The organism is Halalkalibacillus halophilus DSM 18494 (assembly GCF_000423105.1).
Taxonomy (GTDB): Bacteria; Bacillota; Bacilli; order Bacillales; family Alkalibacillaceae; genus Halalkalibacillus; species Halalkalibacillus halophilus.
In genome coordinates this window covers 97804-120660 of the sequence record NZ_KE383978.1, presented here as the reverse complement: position 1 = coordinate 120660, position 22857 = coordinate 97804, and the positions used below count along the sequence as shown (strand labels likewise).

General features: G+C 37.9%; 26 protein-coding genes. 12 read left to right on the top strand and 14 right to left on the bottom strand.

Going from position 1 to position 22857, the window contains the following annotated elements; translation table 11 throughout:
- Positions 1-48: 48 nt before the first annotated feature.
- Positions 49-717, bottom strand: coding sequence for an HAD family hydrolase (locus tag G532_RS0112395; RefSeq protein ID WP_027965075.1), 669 nt, complete (start codon positions 715-717; stop codon positions 49-51).
- A gap of 102 nt (positions 718-819) precedes the next feature.
- Here G532_RS0112395 and G532_RS0112390 point away from each other — a divergent pair, with 102 nt between their 5' ends.
- Positions 820-1143: a nucleoside triphosphate pyrophosphohydrolase gene (locus G532_RS0112390; protein ID WP_027965074.1), complete on the top strand. Its 324-nt coding sequence runs from the start codon at positions 820-822 to the stop codon at positions 1141-1143.
- 1 nt (position 1144) lies between these two features.
- Here G532_RS0112390 and G532_RS0112385 read toward each other — a convergent pair whose 3' ends face one another.
- From G532_RS0112385 to G532_RS0112375, 3 genes are read right to left on the bottom strand one after another with little or no spacing between them, the layout of a single operon-like run.
- Positions 1145-2128 (bottom strand): HNH endonuclease, encoded by a 984-nt coding sequence (locus G532_RS0112385; protein ID WP_027965073.1) that lies wholly within the window; start codon positions 2126-2128, stop codon positions 1145-1147.
- 44 nt (positions 2129-2172) lie between these two features.
- On the bottom strand, positions 2173-2898 hold the full coding sequence (locus G532_RS0112380) for a DUF3784 domain-containing protein (RefSeq protein WP_051189172.1): 726 nt from the start codon (positions 2896-2898) through the stop codon (positions 2173-2175).
- 20 nt (positions 2899-2918) lie between these two features.
- A complete protein-coding gene (locus G532_RS0112375; protein WP_027965071.1) occupies positions 2919-3845 on the bottom strand; it encodes a prenyltransferase in 927 nt (308 codons plus the stop codon).
- 195 nt (positions 3846-4040) lie between these two features.
- On the opposite strand from G532_RS0112375, the gene G532_RS0112370 reads away from it, so the two are divergent.
- The 5 genes from G532_RS0112370 (at position 4041) to G532_RS0112350 (ending at position 9813) form a co-directional block, all read left to right on the top strand.
- Positions 4041-5555: a spore germination protein gene (locus tag G532_RS0112370; protein ID WP_027965070.1), complete on the top strand. Its 1515-nt coding sequence runs from the start codon at positions 4041-4043 to the stop codon at positions 5553-5555.
- Positions 5556-5560: 5 nt separating this feature from the next.
- Positions 5561-6754: a Ger(x)C family spore germination protein gene (locus G532_RS0112365; RefSeq protein ID WP_169513913.1), complete on the top strand. Its 1194-nt coding sequence runs from the start codon at positions 5561-5563 to the stop codon at positions 6752-6754.
- Positions 6755-6759: 5 nt separating this feature from the next.
- A complete protein-coding gene (locus G532_RS0112360) occupies positions 6760-6978 on the top strand; it encodes a hypothetical protein (protein WP_156882594.1) in 219 nt (72 codons plus the stop codon).
- Positions 6979-6998: 20 nt separating this feature from the next.
- Positions 6999-8126, top strand: a complete 1128-nt coding sequence (locus G532_RS0112355) for a GerAB/ArcD/ProY family transporter (protein ID WP_027965067.1) — start codon at positions 6999-7001, stop codon at positions 8124-8126.
- 166 nt (positions 8127-8292) lie between these two features.
- Positions 8293-9813 carry an SAP domain-containing protein gene (locus G532_RS0112350; RefSeq protein ID WP_027965066.1) on the top strand — a complete coding sequence of 507 codons (1521 nt, stop codon included), beginning with the start codon at positions 8293-8295 and terminating at the stop codon, positions 9811-9813.
- A 203-nt stretch (positions 9814-10016) separates the two neighbouring features.
- Here the strand turns inward: G532_RS0112350 and G532_RS0112345 are convergent, their stop codons facing one another.
- The 4 genes from G532_RS0112345 to G532_RS16135 all read right to left on the bottom strand — a co-directional run bounded on the left by G532_RS0112345 (position 10017) and on the right by G532_RS16135 (position 14715).
- On the bottom strand, positions 10017-11261 hold the full coding sequence (locus G532_RS0112345; protein WP_156882609.1) for an exo-beta-N-acetylmuramidase NamZ family protein: 1245 nt from the start codon (positions 11259-11261) through the stop codon (positions 10017-10019).
- Between the two features lie 100 nt (positions 11262-11361).
- Positions 11362-13461 (bottom strand): glycoside hydrolase family 3 protein, encoded by a 2100-nt coding sequence (locus G532_RS0112340; protein WP_027965064.1) that lies wholly within the window; start codon positions 13459-13461, stop codon positions 11362-11364.
- A gap of 544 nt (positions 13462-14005) precedes the next feature.
- Positions 14006-14491, bottom strand: a complete 486-nt coding sequence (locus tag G532_RS0112335) for a hypothetical protein (RefSeq protein WP_027965063.1) — start codon at positions 14489-14491, stop codon at positions 14006-14008.
- Positions 14492-14559: 68 nt separating this feature from the next.
- Positions 14560-14715, bottom strand: coding sequence for a hypothetical protein (locus G532_RS16135; RefSeq protein ID WP_156882593.1), 156 nt, complete (start codon positions 14713-14715; stop codon positions 14560-14562).
- Positions 14716-14886: 171 nt separating this feature from the next.
- Between G532_RS16135 and G532_RS16205 the strand changes: the two genes are divergently transcribed.
- Positions 14887-15039 (top strand): hypothetical protein, encoded by a 153-nt coding sequence (locus tag G532_RS16205; RefSeq protein ID WP_169513912.1) that lies wholly within the window; start codon positions 14887-14889, stop codon positions 15037-15039.
- 55 nt (positions 15040-15094) lie between these two features.
- Here G532_RS16205 and G532_RS0112320 read toward each other — a convergent pair whose 3' ends face one another.
- Both G532_RS0112320 and G532_RS0112315 read right to left on the bottom strand, forming a co-directional pair.
- Complete coding sequence (locus G532_RS0112320; protein ID WP_035513012.1) at positions 15095-15904, bottom strand: ABC transporter permease; 810 nt, start codon at positions 15902-15904, stop codon at positions 15095-15097.
- A complete protein-coding gene (locus G532_RS0112315) occupies positions 15894-16874 on the bottom strand; it encodes an ATP-binding cassette domain-containing protein (protein ID WP_035513010.1) in 981 nt (326 codons plus the stop codon). The genes G532_RS0112320 and G532_RS0112315 overlap by 11 nt, the downstream gene beginning before the upstream one ends.
- Before the next feature lie 332 nt (positions 16875-17206).
- On the opposite strand from G532_RS0112315, the gene G532_RS0112310 reads away from it, so the two are divergent.
- The 5 genes from G532_RS0112310 (at position 17207) to G532_RS0112290 (ending at position 20674) form a co-directional block, all read left to right on the top strand.
- The gene (locus G532_RS0112310) at positions 17207-17551 is read left to right on the top strand and encodes a lmo0954 family membrane protein (protein ID WP_027965060.1); all 345 of its coding nucleotides are present in this window, start codon (positions 17207-17209) and stop codon (positions 17549-17551) included.
- Between the two features lie 12 nt (positions 17552-17563).
- Positions 17564-18190 carry a PspA/IM30 family protein gene (locus tag G532_RS0112305; RefSeq protein WP_027965059.1) on the top strand — a complete coding sequence of 209 codons (627 nt, stop codon included), beginning with the start codon at positions 17564-17566 and terminating at the stop codon, positions 18188-18190.
- 72 nt (positions 18191-18262) lie between these two features.
- Positions 18263-19006, top strand: a complete 744-nt coding sequence (gene liaF / locus G532_RS0112300; RefSeq protein WP_027965058.1) for a cell wall-active antibiotics response protein LiaF — start codon at positions 18263-18265, stop codon at positions 19004-19006.
- The gene (locus G532_RS15305; RefSeq protein WP_051189170.1) at positions 19003-20046 is read left to right on the top strand and encodes a sensor histidine kinase; all 1044 of its coding nucleotides are present in this window, start codon (positions 19003-19005) and stop codon (positions 20044-20046) included. Before liaF ends, G532_RS15305 begins: the two co-directional genes overlap by 4 nt.
- The gene (locus G532_RS0112290) at positions 20039-20674 is read left to right on the top strand and encodes a response regulator (RefSeq protein ID WP_027965057.1); all 636 of its coding nucleotides are present in this window, start codon (positions 20039-20041) and stop codon (positions 20672-20674) included. Before G532_RS15305 ends, G532_RS0112290 begins: the two co-directional genes overlap by 8 nt.
- 92 nt (positions 20675-20766) lie before the next feature.
- On the opposite strand, the gene G532_RS0112285 is transcribed toward G532_RS0112290, so the two are convergent.
- From G532_RS0112285 to G532_RS15300, 4 genes are all read right to left on the bottom strand, one after another.
- Positions 20767-21264, bottom strand: coding sequence for a YusW family protein (locus G532_RS0112285; protein ID WP_027965056.1), 498 nt, complete (start codon positions 21262-21264; stop codon positions 20767-20769).
- 39 nt (positions 21265-21303) lie between these two features.
- Positions 21304-21870: a YusW family protein gene (locus tag G532_RS0112280; protein WP_027965055.1), complete on the bottom strand. Its 567-nt coding sequence runs from the start codon at positions 21868-21870 to the stop codon at positions 21304-21306.
- Positions 21871-21978: 108 nt separating this feature from the next.
- Entirely contained in the window at positions 21979-22395 is a 417-nt protein-coding gene (locus G532_RS0112275; RefSeq protein WP_027965054.1) for a hypothetical protein, read from the bottom strand.
- A gap of 78 nt (positions 22396-22473) precedes the next feature.
- Positions 22474-22839: an SLAP domain-containing protein gene (locus G532_RS15300; protein ID WP_051189169.1), complete on the bottom strand. Its 366-nt coding sequence runs from the start codon at positions 22837-22839 to the stop codon at positions 22474-22476.
- Between the last annotated feature and the right edge of the window lie 18 nt (positions 22840-22857).

Below are 22857 nucleotides of genomic sequence, written 5' to 3'. Positions count from 1 at the left end.
TGCTGCGTATTTTTATTTCCCGGGAAATATTGTCGAATTAAATCGAACCTATCCTTGAAAAATCTGCCAGTGATTATCCTTAGCTGCCTTTTTCATATCTTCATCAGGATTCACTACTACAGGGTGATCCACCATATGAAGTAAAGGCATATCTGTATCACTATCTGCATAGGCGTAAAGCGTTTCGCTATCTTTTTTTTTATTATTTCTCTTAAGCCATTGGGTGATCTGGTTTACCTTTTCATCGCCATTAACAATTTTACTCATACGGCCTGTACATATATTGTTCGAATCATATTCTAATTGCGTCCCAATGGTATCTACATCTTCTAAATCAACTTCCCGAACAAACGCATGCAAAAATGGAATCAACGCCCCTGATAACACAACAACATCATCACCATTTGCTCGGTGTTCTTTCACCTTCTTCACTAGTGGTTCATTCACCTTTTCCAAGTCATTTTGAGCAAGTACCGTGAAAAATTCCTGAAGCTCTTCTTTCGACTTTCCTTTCATCGAACGGACAAAAGAACGAAAGAATTGATGCTTAAAAGCTTCCTTCCCTTTAAAAATTCCAAGAATGACACTCTTCACCACACCAAAACCTACAATCGACCACTGCTTTATTCCATATTCCTGCTTCGCAACTTTAAACATTACTTTAAACGAATTCCCTTGATACAACGTTCCATCGAAATCAACGGTTACCACTGCCACAAACAACACCTCATTAAATGGATTATTTTAGTAATTATATTGTAGCATAGATGTTATAATCAAGCATGAGCCAGATTAAATACTATATGATGAGGTGTTTCTATGCCAACTTACAATAAACTTGTCAGAAATAATATTCCACAAATGATTAGAAATAGCGGAAAACAGTGTACTACGGAAACACTTACGAACAAAGAGTTTAAACGCGCATTAAATTTAAAACTAATTGAAGAGGTAGAAGAATTAATCCACGCATCAAACCCAGAAGAAAAGACAGAAGAACTAGCCGATGTGTTTGAAGTAGCGAACATGATCGCGAAGATGAATGGAATCGCATTAGAAGACATCGAGAAATCGAGAGTTGAAAAAGCTCAAACCCGCGGTGGATTTGAGCATAAAGTCTATTTAAAAGATGTTGAAGATTGAACTAAGGCGTCCAGATTTTATCAAAACCGTTTTTAATAGAATAATCATAAAGTAATATAATTTTATTATCTTTGTAATTCTCCATGGAATCGATTTCTAATGGAGGCTGATTCACTAACTGTTTGTTTCTATCAATGATGATGTCCAGATAACTTCTGTCTGGTAACTTATCATTCTTTGAAGTATTGCACCTATTACAGGATAATACCAGATTCCAAATTTGGTCTGATTGCACAAAAGACCACGGAATGAAATGATCGACATGCGTTACATTCTCTGAATTCGACAAAGACTTACTACAATAAAAACAATTCGCTTCGAAATAATTTAATAATATTTTTTCATAAGGTTTCAGGGAGCTACGTTTTGCGATACTTTCAACTTTATCTAATAAATAATTAATACTCGGAACTTCATTCAACTCTTCGATCATTTTAGCCATGTGATAATTAGTTAAATTCACTAATAAAAGCTGGTAATTTAACATAAAACGGTGGACACTGGGTTGAAATCTAAAATACTCTTTATAATGATTAAATTCGTAAAAAGTAGCTTTGGTATCCCCGTATAATGCACCGAACACATTTTCCTTCATAACAGATTTCATTTTAGATACTAGTTTTAATTGTAACGAATGATTTATCTTATCAAAGCTGAATTCGTTAGGTATATCATGCTTCTCTTTAAATTCTTTGATTACCGTAACTGCTCTAGCATTTTTACTACCTCTATTTTGTTTATCTAGGTGATGATGAATGACTAAGTTCCAATACACTTTAGTAAAACTATATGATAATTGGTCATAGCTTAATTCCAGCTTGTCATTTACAGAATATAAATTCTCTATAAGTGATTTCACCAGGGCATATTTATATGTAGAAGATTTCGCTGATTTATTAGAGAGGATAATAGAGAAAACTCTCCATATATCCTCATCTACTAGGTAATGTTCTTTCAGTTCTCCAACTTTTAGTTTATGACTCATAAAATCACCTCTTTTTTAAGAAACGTAAGGCTATCATGGTATTTTCATCTACTCAATTCCTCATACCAACCTCGAACTTGCCCCTCATCCTCACCATTCATAAATATCTCCTCGTCTTCCGTTGACACGTATAGTACCGGACGAGCATCACCCCTTAAGAACAATAAAGCAGTACCATACCCTTCGACGCGGAATTTACCTTTACTTAAATTCGTCATCGCAAAGCCATTTACTCGCACATTCACAGGTGGCATCTCTTCCAATAAGGTCACTTCCTGAATTTCTTCCTGAGTCCATTCGCCACCATACATGCCAGAGATCTCTAAATGTCCTTCTGTAATTGTCACCTGATTCGGTATAAATGCATAAACCGTTAAAGCGGTAATTCCTCCAACCACCAGGAGGGCAATCGAACCAGTAATCCAGTAACCTCTTTTCCGTTTATGGGGCACCTCATATTTTTGAAGTTGAACGGTGTATCCTAATATATAACAAATAAACACGGCAAATCCTACTTCGAGGGCATAGGGTACGGATAAGACCCCTAAAACGAGAAGAAGTGCTAGAATTAATGTACTATGTAGCATCATCCTTTTAATGGCTTCCATATAACCGTTTTCGATTAAATATTCCTGTTCTTCTTCCGGCCGATTTGAAAAACCTGATATTAAACTATAGTCTTTCTGTTTATATAATAAATAAGTGATTCCACCCATAATTAGTAAAGTCCAACCCATGACAATTACAAATATAATCATTCCAGTAGACACCGTTATCCCCCATATCTATTTTATATAAAAATCCCTATCCAAACGGCATTAATCATAGCTAAAATAAGCATGATTTTCTCATAATTAGAGACTTGTTGATGGTCATTTACATCCATTTTAACAATCAATCGGATAATAATAGTTACAATCACCAATACACCTACTGCCGCCCACATTCGATCCATGCCTAACCAAAAGGCACATAAACCTGTCATGGCAAAATATAAAATAGCTGGTAAACGGCTAAATCCAACACCAAATTTATTGGCGGCCCAAACAACACTTGTTTCCTTAACTGGCTGTGCCTGTTCGTCAGCCTCACGATCAGGGATATGGTGAACCATCACCCAAGCAATACAAAAGAGGGCGTTAATCGTAGCATTCTGAACCGCCCATTCAGGTGTTGTACCCAAAGTAAGCCAAGCACCAGCGAGCCCTAAAAACAGAACAGAAGGAAAAGTAGAAACCCATTCCCCAACAAACGGGCGGTAGCTCAACCTTAATGGAGGTAGAGAATAAGAAATCGCTCCCCACATACCAACAATCAGCAAGATAGCTAAAATATAAAATTCAAATATTACAAAAGCAATTGTCGTTATAACTAATAATACAATTAACCCTTTCCCAAGCATCCACATTGTCGAAGATGTGATCAATCCAGTTTGAATAACTCTACTCCCGCCTGACAAAATCCCGGGACTATGTGCATCTGTACCTGACTGATCATCAATATAGTCATTTAGTAAATGTGTTAGTACACCATGAATAATAAAAGCACCAACGACTAAAAGTGTAAAAGTCATCATCAATTGACTGTTTGGAACAGTGAAATAAAGATATAAAGGCAACATCGTCGAGACAATGGTGGCGATACTAGAAGAGATAACAGCTATAGCACGAAGTAGTAACCAGCCTGTTTTTATAGTAGATACACCTTGACTGAACATAATTTCTCCCCTTGATCACCGGCAGCGCATTAAATGGTTTTTGGAAACTCTGAAACTTTATGTATTTATCCGTTTGAATATTAAATTAATTATAAATCAATCACGGTAATTATTCGAACTTTATCAGACAACAGTTATAATTTCTTCTTTTTAGAGCAAAATAACCAAAAACAAGCATGTAAAGGTGGGAGTTCATTGAAGCGAAAATCTAAGAACCGAAAATCACAAACCGCTTCTAACGCGCTCACTCCAAACTTAGAAGATAACTTAGAAGTAATAAAAACTTCCATGGGGAACAGTTCTGACCTTGTAATCCGACGAGTGATGATCCATCAAACTCCAGCAGCTATCATTTATATGGATGGGCTGGTAGATAATAATTCTGTTCAAAATTTCATTCTCGAAGCTTTGATGCTAGAGATGCCAACTGAAAAGCCTAATCACAACCTTTTTGAATCCATTAAAGAAAGTGCCTTGCCTATTGGAGAAGCAGAAGAAATAGATTGTTACAACGAGCTTTTCGAAAGGTTAATTTCTGGTGAAACGATCTTGCTCCTGGAACAGCAATCTAAAGCAATCGCAGCAAGCACCAAAGGCTGGAGAGATAGGGGCGTTCAGGAGACCACTTCTGAAAGTGTAATAAGGGGACCTAAAGAATCATTTACAGAAACGATGAGAACTAATACAGCCTTAATTCGAAGAAAAATTAAAGATTCTAATCTTCGGATGGAGCCTAAAAAGATTGGGACAAAAACAAAAACTGATGTGACAGTCGTCTACTTAGAAGGGACGGCCGAATCGGAAGTAATTGATGAAGTAAACAGGCGCTTAGATCAAATAGATATTGATGGAATTTTAGAAAGTGGATATTTAGAGGAATTTATTCAAGACGCTCAATACTCCCCTTTTCCTACCGTTTATAATTCTGAAAAGCCGGATGCAATTGCAGGTGGGATATTAGAAGGTAGAGTAGCCATTATTACAGATGGCACACCAAACGTCCTATTAGTTCCCGCGTTATTCGTCAATTTCATGCAATCTAGTGAAGATTATTACCAACGAGCAGATATTGGCACTTTCGTACGAATTTTACGCTTGTTCTGTTTTTTTGTCGCCTTATTTATGCCTTCTATTTATATAGCATTTACAACCTTTCACCAAGAGATGATCCCTCCTCCTTTATTAATCAGTTTAGCTGCCCAGAGAGAAGGGGTCCCTTTCCCAGCATTAGCAGAAGCATTAATGATGGAGTTGACCTTCGAGGTACTGCGTGAAGCCGGGGTGCGTCTTCCGAAACCAGTAGGTTCTGCCGTTTCAATTGTAGGTGCCTTGGTTTTGGGACAAGCTGCGGTTCAAGCAGGCCTAGTCTCTCCTGCTATGGTAATTGTCGTATCTATTACAGCCATTTGTAGTTTTGTATTTCCGGCTTATAATTTGGCTATTTCCGTACGCATACTAAGGTTTCCATTAATGCTCCTAGCAGCTACCTTTGGTTTATATGGAATTATTCTTGGCATGATTGCGATGGTCCTTCATTTATGTAGTTTAAAATCATTTGGGAAATCATATATGGCCCCATTTGCTCCTTTTATGCCAAAGGATCAAAAGGATGTGCTCGTTCGATTTCCACACTGGGGTCTTCTATCACGTCCCAGCTCTATGACAAAAAAGGACCAACAGCGAGTGGATTCTACCTCAAAGGAGAACTGATGAATGTGGTTATCAAACGTGGTTATTTCCTAATAACAGTATTATTATGCGGCGCCCTTCTTTCAGGTTGCTGGGACAGCGATGAATTAGATGAACTTGGAATCGTAGTGGCAGCAGGAATAGATAAAACAGAGGATGATGAATATCTCTTAGTCACACAAGTGATTAATCCTTCCGAAATCGCAACGGAAGCACCAACCACACGCCCACCAGCTTCTACTTATTCGACTACTGGAAAAACACTATTAGAAGCATTTAGAAAAATGACACACAAATCTCCACGTAAGATGTATTTATCACAATTGAGACTTGTTGTGATTGGAAAAGACTTAGCTGAAGAAGGGATTATGCAACCGCTAGATTTATTTTATCGCGACCATGAATTTCGAACTGGCTTTTATGTAACCATTTCTAAAGAAACAGATGTAGAAACACTATTAAGTATTCTTACACCCTACGAGAAAATTCCTGCGAATAAACTGATGCACTCCATTGAAGCAGTAGAAGAAAACCACGGTTCCTCGCACGGAATAACCATTGACGAACTGATCACTCAAATCCGAAACAAGGGGCAAAATCCAGTTATTACTGGGTTGCTTATGGAGGGTCCAGCAGAATCTGGTACCAACATATCGAATGTAGAAAATATTGATGCTCCAACTAAGATAACTATAGATCATCTTGGGGTGTTGAAAGGTGATCAGTTAGTTGGTTGGATGAATGAAGATGAAAGCCTGGGTTATAACTATACTCAAGGCGATATTAACAGTTCTGTAGTGACTCACCCTTGTTCTGAGGGAACGGCGGGAATCGAGATTTTAAGAGGAGATAACAATATGGGTGTAACGTTTGAGAATGACGAACCATCTATCTCGATTGAATTAAATCTCGAAGGAAATATTGCGGAGATCGATTGCCCAGTAGACTTAAGCCAAGCAGATGTCATTCAACAATTAAACCAGCAAACGGAGGAGGAGATCACGAGGCTCATAGAAGAATCCATAGCAATTAATCAAAATGAATTTGAGACTGATATATTCGGCTTTGGTGATTTAATTCATAGAAAAAATCCAAAGTACTGGAAAACTGTTGAAAATAATTGGGATGAACAATTCAAAGAATTAGTGGTAGAGATACAAGTCAAAGTGGAACTCCGTAGAAAAGGCAGTGCCACACAGCCGATTACTAAGGAAAGTTAAGGTGAATGAATATGTGGTACGCTTTTGCGGTTATTTTTATAGCTATTGCAATCTTTGCTTTGCAATACCCATTTCTAAATAAAAATGGAAAGAGAAAAGACATATGGAGCTTTAGTATTATTTTACTATTTTTCACCTCAATCAGTGTATTACAAACACTGGATGTGTCGTTGCCTAATCCGCTTGATTATATAGAAGATTTTTATAAGCTAATCTTAGGTTAGCAAAAGGGAGTGAAGGAAAGATGGATAACCAGTCAATAAGTCCTCGCCAATTTATGTTCTTAGTTATTTTATTTACTGTCGGTAGCTCCATTTTAATTGTTCCTTCACCCTTGGCTATACAAGCAAAGCAGGACGCATGGATTTCTATCTCGATTTCCGTTTTAGCAGGACTGCTCCTTACCCTTTTTTATAATCAAGTAGCTAAACAAATGCAAAATAAAACGTTTGTTCAAGCAACAATTTATGCGTTTGGAAATTGGGTGGGCAGGTTTCTTTTAGTCTTTTACTTATCTTTTCTATTTATATTAGGGGCGTTGGTACTAAGAAATATTGGTGATTTCATGACCACCGAAATCATCCCTCAAACCCCTCTTCAATATACACACATTCTATTTTTATTGGTGGTAATCTGGGGAGCCTTTTTAGGGCTAGAAGTATTAGGAAGGTCCGCAGAAATGTTCATGCCATGGGTTGTCCTTTTCTTGCTACTTTTTATATTTGCATTATTGTCTGAAGTGAACATCGAAAACCTTCAACCATATCTTGGAGACGGGTTCACACCTGTTTTTAGTGCTTCCACTGTAGTAATTGGTACCCCTTTCTTAGAATTAGTTATATTTCTAATGATCACCCCTTATGTGAAAGATCCGAAAACAAAACAAAGAGCATGGATCATTGGAGTACTCGTCGGTGGAATAATTTTAACTATGATTACGCTTTTCTGCATATTAGTGCTAGGAAGTGATCTTACCGCTCTTAATGCGTCCCCTAGCTATCAAGTCGCCCAAAGAATCAATATCGCAGACTTCTTAGAAGGTTTAGAAGTTGTTATAGGAATTATTTGGATGTTGACTATCTTCTTTAAATTAGCGATTATTTATTACTCAGTGAGCATTGGAGTAGCACAATTTCTTACTATGGATGACCACCGCCCCTTGCTTTTACCACTTGGGATGGGCATGATCGTCTTGTCTATTATCGCCTACCCAGACGTTGCCTATTTTGAAACCTTTGTAAGTGAAACGTGGTTCCCGTACGCCCTTACTCACGGGTTGATTCTTCCTGTAATTGTTTGGGTTGGGTTGATGATAAGAGGAATGATTGAGAGGAAGAAAAATAATAAGAAATCCAATTCTCAATCTTCGTAAAAACATCTATATAGGAGATTTTACAAAAATCTTCTATATACATAGTATTATCGTTTAAATTGTATTATCATGGAAGAATAGTCTTATTATTTTACTATTCTGAAACTTGAAACTAATTTAATTATTACATGAATGAAGGTAGATTATTAAAAAAGGAGTGGGTCATATGAATCTTCAAGATATTTTACCTAAAATGAGTAAATTGTACCTAGGCAGGACATTAGATAGTTTTTTGAAAGATGTAAAACTTTCTGATGAAGAAGAAATGCGTGAAGTCATTATCAAAAATATCGAGGAGTTCCAAAATAAAGAACGAGTAAAACGGAACTTAGACTTCTTAGAAGAAAAAAGAGATATTTCGCTTCTAAACGAGATGATTCTGATGTCTTTGATGGAAAACGAAGGATATTTACTAAAAGAGTCTGAGCTTTTAAGTAATGTAGAAGAATTAGAGAATCAAATCATTACTGAAAGCAAAGATGAAGACTATATTAAGAATGCAATTCCAGAAGATACTTACAGAATTTATAGCTCGGTTTTAACTACTGCATGGAAAAAGGATGAAACTTTAAATGCACATGAAGTAAATATACTAACTGTATTGAGGCAAGAGTTAGGGCTGACTAAAAGAGACCATTATTTAATTGAAAGCCAAGTTGGTAGATTCCCACAAAAGGGAAATAAATTACATAGCCACAGACAGATTGAGAATTCTTTAAAGAACTTACAGACAAGGGGATTAATATTGCGTTTTAAATCAGATGAAGTGTACTACATTATACCGTCTGAAATAGCGCGGATTCTTCGATATGAGCTTGGTGGCGAATTAAGAAATGAAACATATGAACAGTTGTTAAATGATTTCTCAAAAGTTCAGTTAAAACAAGTTCTAACTACTATAAATTTAAACTCCAGCGGAACTAAAGAAGTACTAATTCAAAGAATTTTAAAACACAATTTATTACCATCTGCTGTATTAGACACATTAGGAAATAACGATTTAAAGGACATTCTTCGCGCTTTAGAAGGTGCGCGGGTTAGCGGAACAAAAGCTGAAAGAATTAGTAATATTATAGATTACTATGAAAACCTATCTTCTAAAGTCATCTCAGACCCCACCGATAACCGATCTCTCTATTACGATTATATTGAGGATTTGGCTGCTCGTAACTACAAACCATTAAGAGTGAATAAAGTCATTGATAAAGACCTAGATACTGAAAAATACTTCGAAGAAGCCACTAGGTATATATTTGAAGAAAAACTTGGTCTTCCATTAGTAGAAATGCCTGGATCCAAACATTCTGATGGAAAAATTAAGTTCAGCTCTAAAGAATCCCTTCTCTGGGACAACAAAAGTATAGAAGAGCCTTATACTTTTCCGAATGACCACTTCGACCAATTTTTAGGTTACATTCGAGCTAACGACAACAGGGTGTCACTATTCTTAGTTGTCACGTCAAAAATTTCACATGAATCCGTATCTCAGGCTCAACGCCTCAAAGCATTCACCGAAACCGATACGGACATAGCAATGATTTCTGCTGAAAATCTTAAGTTTATTGCAGAGAATTGGAAAGACTATTCCAATAAAAAAGAACCAACATTTAGCTTACAAGTATTTAACTTAACTGGGGAGCTCACAAGAAACATTCTGGTTGATCGCATGAATTGGGCGATTGAATAGAATAGTTACAAAACAAGCCTTATTACTAGACCCCATTTTCAAAAAAAGCAGATCTAAATCGAGAATAGCCACTTCATATCCAGAAATCCTTTTTGACCAAAAGTGACTTGTATAAAACCTACCATAGAACAGTATTTCATTTCACAAAACAACCTCCCAGTTCCGCCAGACAGGCGAAACTGGGAGGTCTTTATATCCAAGTACTATTTGTACAACAAATAATCCTTACGTGTTTTCTTAAATTCTTTTAAATCGTTCTGCCATTGAAGCCTGATCTCTTCCACTGATTGTCCTTCTTCAATTGCTTCTTGAACCCATCCGTTTCCGATTAAGTTATCGAAAAAGTTATCTTCTCGGAATTGAAAGTCTTCTGGGTATAAGTCGTGAATTGCTTTAACGATGTGTAATCCAGCTACAACTGGTTCATAAGCATCTTCGTTGTCGACATGGATTTCAATTCCATGTGATAGATTTCCTTCATGTTTTGAAAACATTGGTGTGAAAGATGCTGCTCGGAACGTCACACCCGGAAGTTCTAAATCATTTAAATGGGTAGCTAATTCACCTGAATCGATAAATGGTGCTCCAATTAATTCAAACGGTTTGGCTGTTCCTCTACCTTCAGATACATTTGTTCCTTCAATCAATGCTGCTCCTGGGTAAACTAAAGCCGTGTCCTGTGTTGGCATATTTGGGGATGGCATGACGAACTCTAGACCTGTTTCATCATAATATTCATCTCTGTCCCATCCATTCATCTCCACCACGGATAAATCAGCACCAATTTCAAATTCTTCATTAAATAGTTGCGCTAGTTCTCCAACTGTCATCCCATGTCTTAGCGGTATTTCATATTCTCCTACAAATGAAGAATACTCTTCATCCAATACTGGGCCTTCCACATCAGTTCCGTTGATCGGGTTAGGTCGATCAAGCACTACAAAAGGAATATCATTCTCTTCAGCAGCTTCCACTGCAAAAGCCATAGTGTAAATGTACGTGTAAAAACGAGTTCCTACATCTTGGATATCGAATAAGAGTACTTCTACATCCTCAAGCATCTCAGCTGTCGGTTTGCGTGTTTCCCCATACAAACTATAGACAGGTAGATCCGTTCGATCATCAATGTAATACTCCACATAATCTCCAGCTTGTGCATCTCCACGTACCCCGTGTTCCGGACCGTAAAGAGCGGTTAAATTCGTGTCAGGGTCATTATGCAATGTATCTACAATACTATTCAAATCTTTGTCCACACCTGTTGGGTTTGTTATTAATCCAACATTTTTTCCTTCAATCAATTCTTTTTCCTCTTCTAAAAGCACTTCTACACCTAAATCTAAAGAGCGATCCTGCCCTTTCGCCTTGCCCTTTCCTTTGCCTTTTCCATTACCAGGACCATCTGCAAAAGCTACTGTTACGGAGCCCATAATCAACACAAACGCCATCGCCAAAACAATTAATTTTTTCACAAGTTGCTCCCCTTTCGGAAAATTATATTCTCTCTCCCATTACACCTGAGTATTTATTTTTGATTTTTACTAGGCATTAGTAACTTAATCCGTGCCCAAACTCATACAAGACTTCATCTTCTAACGTTGGAATGGTAACTGGTAATTTTCCACTTGGATTATTTTCTCCAAAAATGGTTGCCGCTGTTGCTTCAAAGTTCGCTTCGTTGAATCCATATTGAGCAATGTACGCGTCCACCTCTGGGTAAGCCATTACATCATATGGATTTCTGATTCCTACAGCAATGACTGGTGCATCCGTTTCATTTGGTAGGGATTGAATCAGTTGCATATCTGAATTATCTGGCGAGCGTCCATTCACATTGAATGTATTGGAGCCGGTAATAACGGCGTCCACTTCTGAAACAATGGACCGCTCTTCCTCTGAGAGCTCACCTGTTGTTTCGATTACGGTTATATTTTCATGGTAGGAAGAAACTGCATCTGCTAAATCATTCACGTTTGCATTTCCTACCACAACGACTTCATCGTCAGAATCGACATCCAAAGGTAAGGCGCCTTCTTGGTTTTTAACTAAAGTCGTTGCTTGCTCAGCAGCTTCTTGTTCGACTTGCTTATGCTCATCTGAACCTACTACTTGTTCCGCATTATTAATTTTATCTTGTATAGAAGGAGGATTCTCTTCTTTCAAAATACCTCTCTCTAATTTAAGTGTTAGGATTCGCTCTACCGATTCTTCAATTCGTTCTTCTGAAATATCACCTTCATCAATTGCTTCTAATAAACCATCAGCTACCTCTTCTAGTCCTACTGGCATCAGTACTATATCACTCCCAGCTTCAACTGCGCGAATTGCGGCATCCACCGCACCAAAGTGATCTGTAATAGCTTGCATGTTCATAGCATCAGTTGTAATAACTCCATCATATCCCATATCTTCACGCATCAATTCCGTCAAAACTTTATGTGAAAGAGTTGCAGGTAGAGTAACCTCTTCACCCGTGGCTTCAGAGGTAACCGTCGTATCATCAATTTCAGGGAACGTGACATGAGCAGTCATAATCATATCAATCCCAGATTCCATTGCCCGCTGGAAAGGGTAAAGTTCTACCTCATCTAGTCGCTCACGGTCATGCGGGACTTCTGGTAATCCTAAGTGGGAATCCACATCTGTATCTCCATGACCCGGGAAGTGTTTTGCAGTCGCTGCAACTCCTGCTGATTGTAACCCTTCTGTATAAGCTACTCCCATATTGGCAACTAGTTCTGGGTCCTCTCCAAACGAGCGAACACCAATGACAGGATTATCTGGGTTATTGTTCACATCCACTACTGGCGCAAAATTCGTATTAATTCCTAGAGATTCTAACTCCTGACCAATTGCCTGACCGACATTATAAGAAAGCTCTTCAGAATTAGCTGCACCCAAAGCCATATTACCCGGCATATCCGTTCCAGATTGTAGTCTCGTTACTATTCCACCTTCTTGGTCAATCGTCATCATTAAACCTAATTTTTCTGCTGCAGCTTGATAGTCTGAGACTAGTTCAGCCGTTTGTGCTGTATCTTGCACATTCTCCGCAAACAATATAACGCCACCTAAATGATACTCCTCGACCAGTTCTTCAATTTCTGGAAGCATCTCAGTGACATTTTCACCATCCCAGTTTCTGAAATCAGGCATCAGCATTTGGCCTAGTTTTTCTTCTATCGTAAACTCATCTATAACATGTCCAATAAGGTCATAACGATCACCTTTTTCTTTCACAAGGCTAGCCTTAGAATCAGGCTTCCCTTTGTTTTTAGAGCTTGGGTCCACTTTATAATCCACCGCAATTCGGTCTTCATACTTCCCGTCAGAAACACGGATAAATGTACGACCGTTTTGACCTGTCAAAGAAACTTCCCCTTGCTCATTTACCTCTGCTACGTTCTTATTAGAAGAAGACCATTGTAAACCTTCTGATTCCCTCGTAAATGCACCACCTTCGTAAACGTTCAGTGCATTTAATTGGATCTCTTCTGGATCAGTTTCCACTTCTGGCACATTTTCAAGGAGAATCAAATCTTCTTGGTCACCCTCTGTAGCTGAAACACGCTCTGTTGATTGGGCAAACCAAAATTGTGAACCTACTAATAAAAATGCAATAACTGATATACCAATTTTGCGAAGCATAGACACACCGCCTTTTCGGATGAAAGTATTGTGTTGCAATTGAACTAATTGTTAGCTGTTCGAGTTCTTATTATTCTCTTCTTATGAAAATTATTAAGTATGTTGGAAATCCTAAAGTAGCATCTGAGGAGTGTTTGAAATGAGTAATGTAATCGCTTTCAAGTAATCTATTGAAAAGAAATTTCACCACCTTTATTTAGAAATGAACTTAAAATTCAGAATAAGAGTAACATTGCGAAAATTTATTGTCAAAATAGTGACAAATAGGTTATTTCTAGGTTTTAATTTCTAATTTAAGTAAATTATAAAATGATTTGGGATTAAATGAAGTCCCTTTGTCTTATTTTACCTTTCCAATTTTGCTACATTTTCAGCTTCTGCTTCTTTTGAAGTGATTTTAAGCGATGATTATTTTAATGTCAGCTTAAAAATAAACAAATTAAAAAGGCGGTCAGCTTAGCTATACCACCTTTACACTCCTCTAGCACATTTGATTTATGTGAAATTTTAGACCAATGAATCTAGTCCTAACATCATACAAATATTATTTTAGAGTGGAAAATAATATTTCATCATTTATTTCAGGTTCATTATTGGTAACTGTTATTTCAATAACTCCACCTGGATTTATAATAATATATAATTCCTCTAACTTTAATACAATGACCGATAAATATTCTAAATGATCTTTTTTAATCCCAAAACCAGTAACGTGTTTGATGCGATTATTTTGAACAAGAAAACTGGAAGCTTCTATTATATGGTCTTGATATGGCCCTGTTGCACTTTCATATGGAAGTGGATAGGGGGTTTCTTGTTCAACGGGATTTAAAAAATCATCCCCCTCTTTATCTTCCATACATTCCAGTCTCCAGTAACGCGATTGATTCGAATTAACATCTCTGAATTCTAGAATAGGTTGGTAGGAATAAATAGTAAGGTCCTTTTCCGTTTTGTTAATGTGGAGAGGATTTGCGTAAATTCCATTAAACAAGGTATCTTGGATTGATAAGATATTCTTCCAGCCCATTTGCCATTCTCCTTTCCTTACGCTAAAAATATACATTCTTTGCTTTATACAAGGAGATGGTTATTACCTTAATTTTTCTCCAAAATAACAAGGGAAGATACTGCTGGTACCAACCCCACAGGACTTTGAGAAACAACCTTCCATCCTTCTTCAAGAAGTTGATTTAGCTCATCCACGTTATTATTTTTATCGGATTGATATTTAACTGTGATCGCTTTTTGCATCATGCACATCTCCAGAATCTGTTATTCTATACAAGTAATATCTTAAAGTTTTTGTATAGTGTGTTAACTAAGATTAACATATTATATATTTAGTAGAAAAAACCAAGTAACCAGTTCAAATCAATAGAAAAACGCTACCAGAACAGGCTCATGTTGAGAGGAGGAATCTTTATGAAAGTAAAAACATTTTCAGCTATTTCTGAAGTTGGATTAGAGAAAAAAATAAATAAATTTTTGAGTACTACTTATATAGAAGTTACTGATATCAAGTTCACTTCTACTTTATTCTCCTTAGCAGCTATGGTTATTTACAAAGAAAAATAAGTTCAAATAAGATGTTAAAAAAAGCTGGTCGATTACTCGCCCAGCTTTTTCTCATCTAATTTTTATTTCTAAAAAAGTACATCGTAAGCGTACCAAATACCGCGATTAAGCCTACGGAGATATACGTAATAATCATTAATTCACTGGAAACATCGTAACCATGAATCAATCCTCTTGAGGCATCTACCACGAAGGTAATTGGGTTAATATCTACAAAGTACTGTAACCAATTTGGCATTGTCGTTGGGTCGACAAATACGCTACTTAAAAAGGTTAATGGGAATAAGAGCATCATGCTTATGGCCATCAGTGCTTTCTCCGAACGAACAACTATTCCGAGCATCGTCCAGACCCATGACAAACTAAAAGCAAAAAATAGAATAACTAATACTGCAAGCACTATACCCGAGAATCCCGCTTCTGCACGAAAACCTAATATATAGCCAAGTGTCACCATGATTGTTGCTGCCAGCGAATATCTTACTACATCTACTAACAACGCTCCCACTAGTACAGAAGGTTGCCATATCGGTAGGGAGCGGAATCGGTCAAAGACACCTTTTTCAATATCTTTATTTAGATCAAGTCCTGTATACATCGTAATCATAGCGACAGTCATCACTAAAATACCTGGTAAAACAAAGTCTAAATACTCTCCCGTTGAGCCGGAGATCGCCCCGCCGAACAGGTAAGTAAACATTAGTAAGAAAATAATTGGGAAAACAGTCACATCGAATAATTGCTCTGGAACATAACGAATGCGTAACAATGCTCGCCATGCAAAAGTAAGAGCAGCATTCATTGGCGAAGCTTTGGATGGGCGTTTTTCTAATGTAATGGACTTTTCTAATGAATTATTCTCCATTTGCTTCCCCACCTTCCTCTTGTGCAGGCTTACCAGTAATCGTTAAGAACACATCATCTAAGCTCGGTTGTTGCATCGAGAAATCTTTTACTGCGATTTGTTGATTTGCTAATTCACCAATTGCTTTTGCAGCTTTCGATTGATCTTTCATCGTGACAGAAATAGACAAGTGATCACGGTCGACTTCTGGTGGTTGCGTGAACATTCCTTCAAAGATGGACTCGGCTTTACTCAAGTCCTGTTCATCTTCAAATTCGATGATAAGACTCCTTACACCAATCGACGACTTAAGTTCAGCACTTGTGCCTTCTGCAATTAAGACACCTCGATCGATGACTCCAATTAAGTCCGCTAATTGGTCCGCTTCTTCTAAGTATTGGGTCGTGAGAAATACGGTTGTTCCATTTTTAACTAGAGCTCTAACGATATCCCACACTTCATTTCTACTTCTTGGATCAAGCCCCGTTGTTGGTTCGTCTAAGAAAAGTAGTTCTGGAGAGGTAACAATACTCGCGGCAATATCAATTCTTCTTCTCATCCCGCCAGAGTATTTCTTTACTTGCCGCTTGGCTGCATCTTGTAAATTAAAAGCGGCCAATAATTCATCAGCGCGGCTCTTTGCTTCTTTACGAGTGAAGCCAACTAATCTACCAATAAAGATTAAATTCTCTCTACCAGATAATTCTTCATCAACAGACGCAAACTGCCCGGTTAAACTGATGGATTGCCTGACATCATCAGCCTCTTTTGCGAGGTCATACCCCATGACTTTTGCGTGACCTTCTGTTGGTTTTAATAATGTCGCAAGCATTCGGATCATCGTCGTTTTCCCTGCCCCATTAGGACCTAGGAAGCCATAGACGATTCCTTTTGGCACTTTTAAGCTAATCCCATCTACTGCTCGTTCTTTTCCAAACGCTTTTACTAATTGATCAGCTTCCACTGCATATGTTTTGTTTGATTGTTCCATTCGTCGACCTCCTTCTTCCATTTCATTTTATCATAGGCCGGAAGTAATGGTATTAGACTAGAGGATGATTTGAGAAAATATTCGTGATGCTATTTGCCGGCATATAAGATTATGCACCAGCAAATGAAACTATGTACCGGCAAAACCATTCATCCGCCCAATTCTCCCTCCTACCCACCCGATTAGAAAAGTTATACGCCCGTAATATCCTCCTCAATTTTCAGAGAGAACTACTCCTTAAGTCTTATTTCAAAATATATCTCAGGTTCATTACTAATGTTAATCCCATCGATTAACCTTGAATTATGGACAGAACGAAAGGAGGCATGGACATGCCCAAATGGTTATGGGTTTTAATCACAGTCGTTTTAGTAATCGTTGTTTTAGCTAATTTAGGTCCGATGATCTTACTTGGCTTAGCCTTGTGGTTCGGTTATATGTTAGTAAAAAAGTGGCTTCAGACAGACTCGACACCGACAAAGGTTCTTATTTTGGTCGTGGGAGCGATATTACTATTCATTGCACTCGCTAACAGTTACGCCATTATTGGAATAGCAGCTGCTTACGGATTATATGTGATTTATCAGAAGAAAGATGACCTAAAAGAGCAACACCTAGATGATGACCCTTTTACAAACTTTGAAAATCAGTGGAAAGAGTTAACCAAATACGACTAAGGAGAGATAAACATGAGTAATATTTTTACACGAATGAAGAACACCGTTTCTGCGGATTTACACGATTGGATGGATGATAAAGAACAGAAGAACCCGATAGCTATGCTGAATCAACACTTGCGAGACAGCGAGAAGGAAGTAGAAAAGATCCGTAAAATGATGGATCGTCAACGTCGGTTGCGAGATGAATTTACTAAGGAATTTGAGCACGCCTCATATATGCAAGAGAAACGAGAGAAACAAGCTACAGTTGCTCGAAAAGCGGACGAGCAGTCCTTATATGATTTTGCTACTCGAGAAGAGAAGCAATACGAGGAACAAGCAAATAAACTTCAAGCTTCCCTTACTCAAATCAAAGAATCACTTGATCAACTAGAAGTGAAATACCGCGACATGAAACACAAACTGAAAGATATGAAGTATAAGCGCATGGAATTGATGGGTAAAGAAAACATGATTCGCATGAACAACCGTATGAATCAAATTTTGAGTTCAGATCATCAAGAACCTTCGAAACGATTTGAGGAAATCGATCGTTATATGGAGACTATTGAACAGCGCGTAAATAAAGAGTACGAACATTATTCATTTGATGAAAAAATAAAAAATCTTGAAAAAGAAATGAAGCATGAAGCTTAAATTTTCCGGTCCTCTTTCACAAGGGGACCGACCTTTTTATATGGTAGAATAGACTTTTAGGAGGCCAGCCAAATGTTAGACAAAATTAATTCAGAAATCATCAAAGCTATTATTGTCATATCTATTATTTTAGTTGTAATCGAAATCATCCTTTTTGATGGCGGACTGGTCGTTTCCCTTGGAATTTCAGCCATATTGATTTATCTAGGTTACCAACGTTATGAACGTAAGTCAGGTAAAATTCTGTTCTGGGTCGGGGTGGTAATGGCCACTATATCTATCTTGAACATGATGGTCGTTAAATTTATTTTGATCGCAATAATTGGTTATTTCATTTATTACTATTATGAATCTCGTAGACGACCACAGAGTATACGACCTGATTTCTCATATAATGAGAATAATTCACACCAATCAAATCCTGAATTTTTTCAAAGAAATTCATCACTCTTTAGTCAATCACTTTTTTCGCATCAGCAGACTCCCAATAAACCTTATCCTTGGAAAGATATACATATTATAGGGGTGTTTGGTGAACGAACCGTTGATTTGACCGAAGCTTTCTTGCCAGAGGGGGACGCTATTATTTCCATTCGTCATGGGCTAGGAAATATTCAAGTCCTCGTGCCATATGAAATAGAAGTGAGCGTCCATCATTCTACTCTACTTGGAGAAGTAACGCTTTTTAATGAAAGATTAGGTCGTGTTGTGAACGAGACTATCCTTTACCAAACGGATGGCTTCGACACCGGGACTGCGAGGATAAAAATTATGACCTCTCTATTATTCGGACGCATGGAGGTGGTGCGAACATGAGTATGTTCAAATATCATTTCTTTTCCGTGATGTTAGTAGCTATTATCGCAATCTGTGGCTTGTCTTACCTGATCGTCGAAACATTCGAATCCATAACATTTTCTGACTTAATGAATGCAACTTATTATGTAGTTCCGATTCCATTTTATTTACTCATCGGAACCTTGATTCTCGCATTATTAGTAGCAAGCTTACTGAGTGGTACTTTTTATATGAAACGTCGGAAAATCTATTTAGGACTAGAGCGTATACTTAATAACCAGCCATTATATAAAAATGAACGAGAGCGCTCAAAATGGAATGACCTTTCCTTTGAATGGATGGAGAAACTTGAAGCTGAAAAACAAGATCGAATGAAAAGAATTCGTTACCTCGCGAGTGAGTTAGCTTCTATCGAAACGGATCCTATTCATGAAGATCAAATTTTGGAGAAAGAGCGTAGCCGACTTGCCCGAGAACTACACGATTCAGTTAGTCAACAGTTATTCGGGGCCTCTATGCTACTTTCATCTATCACCGAGCAAAATGCTGCTGGAAACGAAGCGTTAGATCAACAGTTAAATAAAGTCGAAGAAATGATTCAGCAAGCACAACTTGAAATGAGAGCGTTATTGCTTCAACTACGTCCAATTGCCTTACGAGATAAATCACTGAAAGATGGAGTCGAATCTTTCTTGAGTGACTTGAGGCAGAGAGTTCCCATTAATTTAAAATGGAAGCTTGAAAACGTGTCTATGGATAAAGACATCGAAGATCAGTTGTTTCGCATTTTACAAGAATGTGTGTCGAATAGTTTGCGACACGCAAAAGCTGGGGCAATTAATATTTTGCTCATTGAACGAGATGAGTATGTAATTTTGCGGATGGTAGATGATGGTATAGGATTCGACATAGAAGAAGCAGAGAAATCATATGGATTAATAAATATCAAAGAACGAGCATACGAAATCGGTGGACAAGCAAGAGTGGTCAGCTTAGAGGAGTATGGAACTAAGATTGAAATTAAAGTCCCAGCAAGAGGAGTGGGTTTAGATGATTAAAGTGGTATTTGTAGATGATCATGAAATGGTGCGAATTGGGGTATCTTCCTATTTATCAGCTCAGTCAGATATTGACGTTGTTGGAGAAGCTGATAACGGTGAGGATGGTGTACGTTTGGCACTAGAACTTCGCCCGGATATCATACTTATGGACTTAGTCATGGAAGGTATAGACGGGGTGGAAGCTACGAAAAGAATACTAGCTGCATGGCCAGAAGCAAAAGTGGTCATTATTACAAGCTTTCTAGATGATGATAAATTATATCCAGCCCTAGAAGCAGGTGCAACAAGCTATCTACTGAAAACATCTAAAGCAAAAGAGATAGCAGAAGCCATTCGCGCCACGTTTAGTGGACAATCGATTCTCGAACCCGAAGTGACCGGCAAACTGATGAACCGTATGCGTTCCCCTGAACAAGAACCGCTTCACGCCTCATTGACCCAACGAGAAAAAGAAGTTCTCATGCTAGTGGCTGAAGGGAAATCCAATCAAGAAATTGCTGATGAACTATACATTGCTATAAAAACAGTCAAGGTTCACGTAAGTAATGTACTTTCAAAACTCGAGGTTCATGATCGTACCCAGGCAGTAATCTATGCGTTTACACACGATATTGTGAGAAAGTAAATGAGAGTTATACCCTCCAAATAAACTAAAAATAGCGCCCAAGCATTATCGCTTGAGCGCCTGCCTCTATATTTTATTTAAGGGGGTAAAATTTAGAAGCTTTCTTCTACATCTAAGGTCGATCCATCATCGAATTCAATCTGTAGATCAAATTCGTCTAAATCACCTTCAGAGATGTCCAATGCATTGTATACTGCGTTCATCGCTTCTTCTTCAGGCATATCCGGTGTGAAGTTGGCCTCACTTAGGATGCGTTCAATTTCTTCTTCTGCATCAAGGTCTTCCCCTTCTTGCTCCGGTCCGCCTTCTTGATCCATGTCCGCTTCTACAGAATCGCCATCTCTTTCATATTCATATGACCATTCGCCGCCTTCGTTGAATGAAATTTCAAGTTCAAAATCACTCACTTGTGGAGCGTCTACTTCTTCTGTTTCGCCTTCTTCATCTTCATCGTTACCATCGACATCATCGCCTACAGCTTCTTCGCCTGGTTCTGTGTCGGTATCATCGCCTGTTTGTTCTTCTGAGTCGGTTGCACATGCTGTTAAGACGATCATCATACTTACTAGTAGTGTTAAAAGTGCCTTCATTTGTGTCGGTCATTCCTTTCTATCGATCCATAAAATAAATTATTCACGTTCAAAATCTAATTGCGTACCATCTTCAAAATCTATTTCTACTTCGATTTCATCAATTTCGTCTTCACCAATTTCTAAATAGTTATAAATAGCGTCAAACGCCTCTTCTTGAGACATGTCGGTATGAAATTCTGCTTGCGCAAACATGTCTTCTATTTCATCTACTGCCTCTTGTCCTTCGCGTTCTTCTTCGTCACCGTTCTCTTTTTCGATTTCAGCTTCAGGAGAACCGTCGTTGTACTCATATTCATATTGCCATTCGCCACCGTCACTAAATTCAATATCTAAATCAAATTCTGTGATACGCTGGGAATCGCCGGAGCTTGCTTCTTCATTTTCATCTGAGGAAGAGCTTTCATCTGAAGTACTTTCATCTTCTTCGGAACCGTGCTCCTCTTCCATGGAATCGTCATTTTCTCCATCTAGGTCATCGCCTGATGTCTCTTCTGTGCCTTCCCCATTCGTATCGTCAGATGTATCTTGTGAGTCAGAATCATCTGTTCCACAAGCTGCTAGAACGAACATAATACTAATTAAAACTGTTAATAATGCTTTCATTAAATCTTTCACCCCTTGATGTTATGTTGTACCTATCAGATACCCACATTATGGCACTGGTATGCATCAAAGGATTAAAATGAGAAAAAAGGATTAGGCTAAGCACGCCTAATCCCACAACATTCTTGATGATATTTTTAATTGATGGCTTTTGCATAATGGACAAACAAGCCGCTGCTCTTTCACCATAGATTCAAACAAACTTTCATCTAGCACTTCTAATTGTTTACTTACACACGTTGGACATTGATCTGGGTAGCTATAATGGAATGCATCTTCCCACATCACATAAATAAATTCCGTTTCCCAAATAGCTGCACACTCCCGACAAGTAGCAACTGCGTCATCATAAACTTCCTCTTTGCCTTTTCCATGCTTCACGATTAGGTCTTTCACCACCGGAAGCAAAGGAGATTCACGAGCTTCTAGATAACTTTCCAAACTACAATCAGAAAAACCTACACCAAAGTAAAAATGTCTGGTCCACAAACAATCTTGACACGTGATCGACGTACCTTTTCCCATACGAATCACTCCTTTGGGTTCGAAAAGCCTAAACAAGACTTCAAAACGGAGATGATTATGAATATGTTAGCGGGATGTTTACTTAAACTGAAGTTCCATATCTTTCGCTACTTCTACTTCCGTTTTTGGTGGAAAGATAAATGTCCATGGCATACTGGTCCTTGGCTCAATTGGCTCTGGCACATAAAAGGTATGTGCGTGTTCTTGCCCATCTTTTGTTGTTAAATGAACTTCCTTGTTATCAATGGTGATTTGTTCTTGTGTAAAGTTATGAATGATAGAAAAAACAAGAATTTCATTTTTATAATTAGTCGTATGCCATAAATACTGCAGTTGAACTTGACCTGACCCCTTCTCATACGATTGAAATTCGGATTCAATCTGCTTCCGGTCTCGATCTGCGAGTTGTTTCTCCCATGATTTTTCAAAAATTAATTGTTGCATAAGATCACTCCTCTATAA

Coding starts and splice junctions, on each gene's coding strand:
- G532_RS0112345 (WP_156882609.1), bottom strand. CDS start 11,261: ATGGCGTTTGTGTTGATTATGGGCTCCGTAACAGTAGCTTTTGCAGAT.
- G532_RS0112280 (WP_027965055.1), bottom strand. CDS start 21,870: ATGAAAGCATTATTAACAGTTTTAATTAGTATTATGTTCGTTCTAGCA.
- G532_RS0112385 (WP_027965073.1), bottom strand. CDS start 2,128: ATGAGTCATAAACTAAAAGTTGGAGAACTGAAAGAACATTACCTAGTA.
- G532_RS0112335 (WP_027965063.1), bottom strand. CDS start 14,491: ATGGGCTGGAAGAATATCTTATCAATCCAAGATACCTTGTTTAATGGA.
- G532_RS0112320 (WP_035513012.1), bottom strand. CDS start 15,904: ATGGAGAATAATTCATTAGAAAAGTCCATTACATTAGAAAAACGCCCA.
- G532_RS0112310 (WP_027965060.1), top strand. CDS start 17,207: ATGCCCAAATGGTTATGGGTTTTAATCACAGTCGTTTTAGTAATCGTT.
- G532_RS16135 (WP_156882593.1), bottom strand. CDS start 14,715: ATGCAAAAAGCGATCACAGTTAAATATCAATCCGATAAAAATAATAAC.
- G532_RS0112360 (WP_156882594.1), top strand. CDS start 6,760: ATGAATATGTGGTACGCTTTTGCGGTTATTTTTATAGCTATTGCAATC.
- G532_RS0112350 (WP_027965066.1), top strand. CDS start 8,293: ATGAATCTTCAAGATATTTTACCTAAAATGAGTAAATTGTACCTAGGC.
- G532_RS15305 (WP_051189170.1), top strand. CDS start 19,003: ATGAGTATGTTCAAATATCATTTCTTTTCCGTGATGTTAGTAGCTATT.
- G532_RS0112390 (WP_027965074.1), top strand. CDS start 820: ATGCCAACTTACAATAAACTTGTCAGAAATAATATTCCACAAATGATT.
- G532_RS0112290 (WP_027965057.1), top strand. CDS start 20,039: ATGATTAAAGTGGTATTTGTAGATGATCATGAAATGGTGCGAATTGGG.
- G532_RS0112315 (WP_035513010.1), bottom strand. CDS start 16,874: ATGGAACAATCAAACAAAACATATGCAGTGGAAGCTGATCAATTAGTA.
- G532_RS16205 (WP_169513912.1), top strand. CDS start 14,887: ATGAAAGTAAAAACATTTTCAGCTATTTCTGAAGTTGGATTAGAGAAA.
- G532_RS0112275 (WP_027965054.1), bottom strand. CDS start 22,395: ATGGGAAAAGGTACGTCGATCACGTGTCAAGATTGTTTGTGGACCAGA.
- G532_RS0112285 (WP_027965056.1), bottom strand. CDS start 21,264: ATGAAGGCACTTTTAACACTACTAGTAAGTATGATGATCGTCTTAACA.
- G532_RS0112375 (WP_027965071.1), bottom strand. CDS start 3,845: ATGTTCAGTCAAGGTGTATCTACTATAAAAACAGGCTGGTTACTACTT.
- G532_RS0112305 (WP_027965059.1), top strand. CDS start 17,564: ATGAGTAATATTTTTACACGAATGAAGAACACCGTTTCTGCGGATTTA.
- liaF (WP_027965058.1), top strand. CDS start 18,263: ATGTTAGACAAAATTAATTCAGAAATCATCAAAGCTATTATTGTCATA.
- G532_RS0112340 (WP_027965064.1), bottom strand. CDS start 13,461: ATGCTTCGCAAAATTGGTATATCAGTTATTGCATTTTTATTAGTAGGT.
- G532_RS15300 (WP_051189169.1), bottom strand. CDS start 22,839: ATGCAACAATTAATTTTTGAAAAATCATGGGAGAAACAACTCGCAGAT.
- G532_RS0112355 (WP_027965067.1), top strand. CDS start 6,999: ATGGATAACCAGTCAATAAGTCCTCGCCAATTTATGTTCTTAGTTATT.